Genomic DNA, 7,842 nt, shown 5'->3' on the forward strand with positions numbered 1-7,842 from the left:
GCGCGGCGGAGACGCTGACGAACTCGGCGACAGCCACCGCCGACATGGCGACGAGGGCCACTCGTTCCGCGCAGCAGTTGATGGAGGATCAGCCTCTGGCAGTTGCTGCTGTCGGTCTCGCGATCGGAGCGGCGATCGGCGCGATGCTGCCCCACACGCAACTCGAAGACGAGCGGCTCGGCGGCTATCGCGAACAGCTTCGCGAAAGGGCCGAGGACGCGCTCGAGAAGGGCGTCGACCAGGTGAAGCAGGTTGCAGCCGAAGCCTACCAGGCGGCCAGCGAGGAAGCAGGACGGCAGGCGTCGAGTGAAGGCACGCTCGCTGACAAGGTCAGCGATGTCGTCAAGTCCGCTGCCGACAAAGCCGAGCAGGCGGTGCACCGGAGGCTGTCCGATACCGAACCGTCGACAACGAACAAGTCCTGATCTGAACAGACCGGATCGGTTTGCAATCGCGTTCGAGGACCATTTCGGGTCGGGCACGTCTGGTGAACCATTCGAGCCCGACCCGTTGGATGGCTGTGGGTAGAAGCCGCGCCACAGGCTCGGGCGCGCCATCGCGGCTCTCTCGCCGGAGCGAGCCTTTTTAGCTTTTTGGGGATGGCTCCGCGAAACTTCCCCTGCAGACAGCGTAAATCCTCGCCAAGATTCCTGCAGCATCGCCACCAACGCACACCGACTGCATTGGACGTTGATCCCATTTGTTCGGTGAATAACTGGCGGCGCCCAGTCTCTGCACGGTCATACCTGCCGCCGGGCCGTCCTCCAATACGACGATCGAACCGGATCGGGTGGCGAATAAGTGCGGGTCGGTCAGGTAGACTGCGGCGCTGCAGTCGTGCACAAGCATACCCGCTTCGCCCCATTGCAGGTAGAAGTCGATGTAGCCTTGGGACAGTGCGGCTACCATTTGCATGGCGGCATCGGCACCTTCCGAGGCCGCGGCGAGATCCTGTCGCGTCATCACCGTTCGATTTGTGAGATTGAGCGGAACCGCGGTCACTTTCCACGAGGCTGCAAACACTCGATCGGCTGCCTTCGGATCTGCATAGATATTGGCCTCGGCAACGGGCGACACATTGCCAGGGACTTCGAACGCGCCACCCATGACGACGACGTCCTGCACCAGATCTGCTATCGCCGGATCGGCCTCCAGTGCCCGCGCCAAGTTGGTCAGGCCTCCGACAGCAAGCAACCGCACCTGACGCGGATTCTGCCGGACGGTATCGACGATGAATCGCGCGGCAGTGTCCTTCTCCTCCCGCGCTTCCTGGGCAATAGGATAATCCCCCAGCCCGTTCGCGCCATGAACATGGACAGGATAGGGGTGCGGCGCCCCGGACCAGTTTAGCGGAACGGAAGCACCGGCGTGAACGGGCGCTTTGATCCCCCAAGCCTCGGCGAGGAATCTGGCATTGCGCGTTGTAACCGATATCGATGCGTTGCCGAAGACAGTTGTGATGCCGAGCAGTTCGATGTTCGGATGACGGTGCAGGTAAAGCAGCGCGAGGGCATCATCTACGCCAGGATCGGTATCAAAAAGAATTCTCTGCTTTGTCATGTCTCTATGGTCACGCTCTTTCCCACACTGCCGCCAATTATCTTAGCCAGCCTTCTTCGAGAGGCGAGGCCGACAGAATCGTGGCTCCGAGTGTCACCACCGAAGGGTATCGTGAATATGTCGCCGGGTGACGCGCTTGGCGCGTTTCTCGTCGGCGCGCCGGTCTCCTCGCCGCCCGGTGGGGACCGCGAGGCCGACATCGCTGTCCTCAAAGGGCGCTGCGGTCCGCCCAAAAGATGACACGGCGCTCCCTACCTCAGCGGAGGAGCCCGTTGCGCTCGAAGTCTTCCCAGCCGCGCAGGTTGGAGTGGACTGCCTCGCTTTGGCTGTCGTCGGTTGCGGCCGCGCCGCGGCTCTTTTGCGAGCGCTTGAGCGCCGCCTTTGCAGCGGCTCGGCGTCGGTTCTCGGCGGCTCTCGCAGCGTCTTCCTCGCGCCAGACCGCTACAAGGTCACGGTCGAGCACATCCTCGATCAGGCGCGGATCAAAAACGTGGAAGGTGATCTTCCTCGCGCGGCCACGCAGTTTCACCGTCCGCGTCCCGGCGCTCTGCAAGCGGCCGGCCTTGAGCCAGCGGTGACGCTCGCCCGCCGAGATCGTCAGAATGTCCTCGACCTCGCGAGGCATGACGGGCAGGTCTTCGATGTCCTGCATGGCTTTGGACACGATCGCCGATGCGGCCTCAACATTGGCATGGGAGCCCTCCGGCAGACGCAAGGTAAGCACCCGGGACTCGCTATGGAGCAGGCTTCTCAAGTCCGTCGGAAGGCGAGCGCGCATTTCAAGAAAAATGCCCCTCGCCCGCACCGACGATCCAAGCGTCGCCGCCGGGGATAGCGGCCACTCTGCAACCAGCCGTGCAGTCGAATCGATTTTTCTGCTCGCGGGCATCCCTTTAAGTAAGAGTCCTGCCCTGCGAACTCAACGCGAAGCGAGCCTGCACCGGTCTGCAGCAACCGCTGTTGCATCGGGCAGGATCGTCGGACAAGGCGCTCGTTCGGCACTCTGGACAGCGGTGAAATGGAGCGAATTGCCAAATAGCGAGTTAGGCTGCCTAGACGGGAGAGACAACAATGAATCCCAAAGCCGCCCCAGAGGACCAGGGCTACGCCACTCCGACCACGCCGGCGGCGGAAGGCCTCGCCCCTGCCCTGGCGCGGAACATCGAGGCACTGGTCGAGAGGCGGAAGCGCGATGCCAAGGCAGCATCGCTGGAGCAGCGCGCGGCGGCGGCAATCAGCAGGTTTGCCGGCAGCATGATGTTCGTCTACATCCACCTCGCCTTCTTTGGCGGCTGGATCGGCCTAAATTTCGGGATCGTGAACTTTATAAAACCCTGGGATCCTTCTCTGGTTATCCTGGCCATGTTCGCCTCGGTCGAGGCGATCTTTCTCTCAACGTTCGTACTGATCAACCAGAACCGCATGGCCGCCCAGGATGATGCGCGGGCAGACCTCGATCTGCAGGTGAGCCTGCTCAACGAGCATGAGACGACCAAGCTCATCAAACTGGTCGAGGAGATCGCGAAGCGCCTGGATGTTCCGACGGAAGCAGACAATGAGTTGAAGGAGCTGAAGCGCGACGTGGCGCCTGAAGCGGTCTTGGACAAGATTAAGGAGGCAACGGGTCAAGCGACGGTCGACTGACCGATCCGTATCCACCGGACGCCAGCAGAAGCTGCTGATCTTGAGGCCTGTCGCGCACTCCATGCTCCCGCCGGGCGCCGCCATCATCCCGCCTGCGCAAATAGCTGGGAGACGCCCGAACGCCATTTGCCAGAGCTGGTTTATACCGCATGGGGAAGTCATGGCGGACGCGCTCGGACTGAGTGTGCCCCATCTCAATCGCGCAATTCAGCATTGCGTGTCGAACAGCTCATCACCAGCAACTCGCGCGTCCTACATCTGACTGACCTCGCGGGCCTGCAAGGACTCGCTCAGTACGAGCCGATGGCTCTTACCCCAATCCCAATTCTGAAGCATCAGATCGACGCCCCGAGCGCGTCATTGGGCGTGACTCACCAATGGATTTATTACAGCCGCACAGGCATACTATGGATCGGGCGCGCAGTGGTTGAAAATGATTGCGCCGCGTTATGTTATTTACAGGCTGCGCCGGTCCCTGTCGCTATCGTTTGTGGCGTTGGCATCCGGCTGGAAACGACTGCGAAAAAGGAGGCAGCTCTGGTCCCACAAGAACGGGACATCCTTTGCGTCATTGATTTTGCGATTTGAGACCGGCGACGGGCCCATCATTTGCCCGCTTGCCGAACAGGGAGGAAAGCAATGGACGGAGAATCGCGTTCCCAATCAAGGCGAAAGTTTCTGAAGACGAGTGGACTTGTCGCTGGGCTAACGGCGACGGCGGTCACCGCGCCCTGGGTTCGAAGGGCCGGAGCCGCAGACGCAATCACCTGGAAAATCCAAACCTCGTGGCCGGCGGGGGTCGGACTTGAAACCTTCCAAAACTGGTGTGGCACCATCAAGGAAAAAACCGGAGGCCAACTCGAATTTCAGCCGTTCAAGGCAAAGGATATCGTTGGTGACTTCGAACTCCTCGACGGGGTGAAGAACGGCGTACTGGAAGCGATGAACTCGTTTTCACTTTATTGGGCCGGCAAGCTTCCCGCTACGGCGTTCCTGTCCTCTTACACGTTGGGGCTACGCTATCCGCACGAATGGGATATCTTTTTCTATTCAAAAGGTGGTCTGCAGGCCGCGCGCGACCTTTATGCGAAACAAGGCCTTTACTACGTCAACCGCATTCATCACGGCCCGAACATCATCCACTCAAAGACACCGATCCGCTCAATCGAGGATTTTAGGGATCTGAAACTGCGCGTACCGGGCGGCATGATCGCCGAAACCTTTGCGAAAGCCGGTGCCAAGACGACGTTGCTGCCGGGCGGCGAGGTGTTCTCCGCGCTGGAAAAGGGCACGATCGATGCCGCCGACTACACCGGTCCGGCCGTAAACTGGGCCCTCGGTTTCCAGCAGGTGACCAAGTACATTTCCATGGGTCCAGCCGGTCTGATGTCCGTATACCAGCCCGTCGACCTGATGGACTTTGCCGTCAACATGAATGTCTGGAACCAACTCCCGGACAACCTCAAGAAGTTCGTGGAAGACGAGATCCAAGTCTATTCCAATGCCCATTTCGGCTCGATCCAGAAGGCCGACATGGAGGCTTGGCAAAAATTCCTTGATGCCGGCATTGAAATCAATCGGCTTGGACCGGAGGACCTCCAGAAGTTCCAGGAAATCGCGGTGCCCATCTGGTTCGAGTGGGCCAACAAGGACAAGGACGCAGCGCGCATCTTCAAGTTGCAGCTCGAGGTCATGGAGAACCCGACAGTCGGTTATGTCACTCCGGACATGTACCAGGGGCTGACCATCAACCTGTGAACCCTCTTTTCGCCCGTCCTGAGCCGGACGGGCGCTCGCTCCTGCAGCAGGCGTTCGCCGATGCCTTCCCTAACATTTGTGCTGCCGCACTGGCTCTACTGGTTAACCCTCGCGGTCTTTCCGCTGGCCGCCGTTCATTTTGTCCATCGAGAACGGGCACAGCGTGATCCCGGCCGTCCAAACCTGTTTCTTGCCTATCTGTTCCTGGTCACAGCCGGCTTCCTCGGCATGCACCGCTTCTATCTGAAGAGCAGGTGGGGATTCATTTTTATCCCGTTCTTCATCGCGGTACTTTGGACAAGCACCCAGGTGCGCGATGGACGCGAGGCAGTTTCACTCGCGCGATCCCAGAGCGAGCACGCCGAGAGACTGTTGCCGCGTGCCAAGGCAGATACGGCAGCCAACAAGCAGGGGGCTGCCGATCGACTTGCAAAAGCTGAGGCTGAGGCCGCGGCGGCGCGCAACAATCTGACGGCGGCCGTTCACGGGCTCGAGTGGGACAGCAGCATCAGCCGGATTGCGGGACTTCTGCTCGGTCTCATTATTGTCGGCGACGCCCTTCTCATACCCGGTCTTGTGCGGCGCGCCCGCGCCCGTGAGACTGGGCGCGCCGCAACCCACCATGAGATCGTCGTCGATGTGCCCGCGACGCCCGTCAAACAGCCTCTTGCGCCATTTAGGCCGGTCGACTGGCTTGTAAGAGTGACAGGCGAGTTCGTCGCCTATTGGTCGGTCCTCGCGGTCATGGCGTACTATTACGAGGTGGTCGCCCGCTTCGTTTTCAACTCCCCTACCAACTGGGTGCACGAGAGCATGTTTCTGATGTTCGGCATGCAATACATGCTGGCTGGGGCCTATGCCTATCGCGATGAGACCCATGTCAGGGTCGACATCGTGTACAGCCACCTCTCCGAGCGTGGCCGGGCGATCTGCGATATCATCACCTCGGCATTCTTTTTCCTGTTCGTGGGTACAATGCTCGTTGCCGGCTGGCGTTTTGCCAGCGACGCGATGGCGGTGGGCGAGAGTTCTTTCACCGAGTGGGGTATTCAATATTGGCCGGTGAAGCTGGCGATTCCTGTTGGCGCCGCGCTGCTGCTGCTTCAAGGCGTGTCTCGCCTGATGCGTGACATCGCGACCGCAACAAGAAGGCTCCGCTAAGCCATGGGTCTCGAGCTTCCAATCCTGTGGCTGAGCATCCTCATGTTCGGCGGACTGGGCGTTCTTTTATCGCTCGGGCTGCCAATGGCCTTCTGCACGGGCAGCCTCGCCGTTCTCTTCCTCTTCTTATTCGGTAATGCGGCCATGCTGAACATGCTGCCGTCGCGGATTTTTCCCTTCATGACGGATTATCAGCTCTCGGCGGTGCCGCTTTTTATCTTCATGGCCGCGATCCTTCAGAAAGCGGGGATCATCGAGGAACTGTTTGACGTCGTCTATAAATGGCTGGGTGGGCTGAAAGGCGGACTTGCCTCGGCCACCATAATCTCGTGCACCCTGCTCGCAGCAATGGTTGGGGTCGTCGGTGCGACGGAAGTGACAATGGGCATGATCGCTCTGCCAGCGATGCTCCGCCGCAACTACGACGCAAAGCTCGCCTGCGGCTCGCTGCTCGCCGGAGGAACGCTTGGCATCCTCATACCGCCTTCGGTGATGGCGATCGTCTACGCCGTCGTCGCGCAACAGTCGTTAGGCGAGCTTTTGATCGGGTCGGTATTCCCAGGGCTGCTGCTGTCGGGGATGTATGTCGTCTATGTCACGGCGCGCTGCTACATCAACCCCAAGCTCGGCCCGGCTTTGCCGCCGAGCGAGCGCATCGGCTTTGGGGAGAAGCTGAGGCTTCTGCGCCGCACGTTCATGCCCATTCTGCTCATCCTGCTTGTGCTCGGGGTCATCTTCCTTGGCATAGCAACGCCTGTTGAAGCCGCCGGCATCGGCACATTCGGTGCTTTCATCGTCTGCGCCGCCCATCGCCGCCTGACTTGGGACACGATCCGGGAAGCCGGCGTGGCGACCCTCAAGGCGACTGCGATGGTGATGTGGATATTCTTCGGAGCCACCATGTTCGTCGGCTTCTTCATCCTGAAGGGCGGGCAGAACTTCGTCGCCGAATCCATTCTCGGAACTGGATTCGCGCCTTACGGCATTCTTGTTCTGATGATGATCATCCTGTTCGTCCTGGGCATGTTTCTGGACTGGGTGGGCATTCTCCTTCTCACCGTACCGATATTTCTGCCCATCCTTAAGTCCCTCGAGTTCGGCGGTACGTTCGGCTTAGCCGGTGTGGCTCCTGAAGACGTGCCGCTGTGGTATGGCGTCATTTTCATGGTCAACATGCAGATGGCATTCCTGAGCCCACCGTTCGGCTATTCACTGTTTTACTTGAAGAGTGTCGCGCCACCGGAGATATCGATGGCGACGATCTTCCGATCCGCCGTTCCCTTCTTATTCCTGCAGGCAATCGGAGTAGGGTTGTGCATCGTGTTCCCCTCGATCGTCATTTGGCTGCCGAAGCTCATGTACGGAGGCGGTTGACCGCACACGTCTTTGGCGGTTCGACGCCTCAACAATCGAAGGTTCAGCGCGTCAGAGGCGCCGCTCGCCTGCAGAAGCTGCTGATCTTGAGGCCTGTCCGCGCACTCCATGCTCCTGCCGGGCGCCATCATCCCGCCCACGCAAATAGCTGGGCGACGAGACATCCCGCTTTGGATTGCGTATCTTGACGTTCAGCTTTTCCTGAGCCTGCCGTCTGGTCGACTTGGTGTTTGGACAAACTGAAGAGCGACAGAGTTGTACGGCCCCAATGTATGGGTGGTCAGCGGGCACTTCGCCGGCTTCGTGTCCTCACCTGCAACGCAAAGCAGTTTAGCATCCGAGGAT

General features: G+C 60.0%; 7 protein-coding genes and 1 pseudogene. 6 read left to right on the plus strand and 2 right to left on the minus strand.

The window, feature by feature from the left end; translation table 11 throughout:
• Positions 1-425: pseudogene (locus EOA60_RS37485) on the plus strand (hypothetical protein); the annotation flags it as partial.
• Positions 426-585: 160 nt separating this feature from the next.
• On the opposite strand, the gene EOA60_RS11145 reads toward EOA60_RS37485, so the two are convergent.
• Positions 586-1,560, minus strand: a complete 975-nt coding sequence (locus tag EOA60_RS11145) for a nucleoside hydrolase (protein WP_095826172.1) — start codon at positions 1,558-1,560, stop codon at positions 586-588.
• Positions 1,561-1,816: 256 nt separating this feature from the next.
• Complete coding sequence (locus tag EOA60_RS11150; protein WP_095826171.1) at positions 1,817-2,449, minus strand: hypothetical protein; 633 nt, start codon at positions 2,447-2,449, stop codon at positions 1,817-1,819.
• A gap of 182 nt (positions 2,450-2,631) precedes the next feature.
• On the opposite strand from EOA60_RS11150, the gene EOA60_RS11155 reads away from it, so the two are divergent.
• From EOA60_RS11155 to EOA60_RS11175, 5 genes are all read left to right on the plus strand, one after another.
• Complete coding sequence (locus tag EOA60_RS11155; RefSeq protein WP_095826170.1) at positions 2,632-3,204, plus strand: DUF1003 domain-containing protein; 573 nt, start codon at positions 2,632-2,634, stop codon at positions 3,202-3,204.
• A gap of 213 nt (positions 3,205-3,417) precedes the next feature.
• Complete coding sequence (locus EOA60_RS11160) at positions 3,418-3,792, plus strand: hypothetical protein (protein ID WP_095826169.1); 375 nt, start codon at positions 3,418-3,420, stop codon at positions 3,790-3,792.
• Positions 3,793-3,843: 51 nt separating this feature from the next.
• A complete protein-coding gene (dctP, locus tag EOA60_RS11165; RefSeq protein WP_067320507.1) occupies positions 3,844-4,962 on the plus strand; it encodes a TRAP transporter substrate-binding protein DctP in 1,119 nt (372 codons plus the stop codon).
• 60 nt (positions 4,963-5,022) lie between these two features.
• Positions 5,023-6,123: a TRAP transporter small permease subunit gene (locus EOA60_RS11170; protein WP_067320504.1), complete on the plus strand. Its 1,101-nt coding sequence runs from the start codon at positions 5,023-5,025 to the stop codon at positions 6,121-6,123.
• 3 nt (positions 6,124-6,126) lie between these two features.
• Complete coding sequence (locus EOA60_RS11175) at positions 6,127-7,497, plus strand: TRAP transporter large permease subunit (protein WP_095826168.1); 1,371 nt, start codon at positions 6,127-6,129, stop codon at positions 7,495-7,497.
• Positions 7,498-7,842 lie beyond the last annotated feature (345 nt).

The organism is Mesorhizobium sp. M1A.F.Ca.IN.020.06.1.1 (assembly GCF_004023265.1).
Lineage (GTDB): Bacteria > Pseudomonadota > Alphaproteobacteria > Rhizobiales > Rhizobiaceae > Mesorhizobium.

Excerpts from the sequence above, each read along its gene's own strand:
- EOA60_RS11145 (WP_095826172.1), bottom strand. The coding sequence starts at position 1,560 with ATGACAAAGCAGAGAATTCTTTTTGATACCGATCCTGGCGTAGATGAT.
- EOA60_RS11150 (WP_095826171.1), bottom strand. The coding sequence starts at position 2,449 with ATGCCCGCGAGCAGAAAAATCGATTCGACTGCACGGCTGGTTGCAGAG.
- dctP (WP_067320507.1), top strand. The coding sequence starts at position 3,844 with ATGGACGGAGAATCGCGTTCCCAATCAAGGCGAAAGTTTCTGAAGACG.
- EOA60_RS11170 (WP_067320504.1), top strand. The coding sequence starts at position 5,023 with ATGCCTTCCCTAACATTTGTGCTGCCGCACTGGCTCTACTGGTTAACC.
- EOA60_RS11175 (WP_095826168.1), top strand. The coding sequence starts at position 6,127 with ATGGGTCTCGAGCTTCCAATCCTGTGGCTGAGCATCCTCATGTTCGGC.
- EOA60_RS11155 (WP_095826170.1), top strand. The coding sequence starts at position 2,632 with ATGAATCCCAAAGCCGCCCCAGAGGACCAGGGCTACGCCACTCCGACC.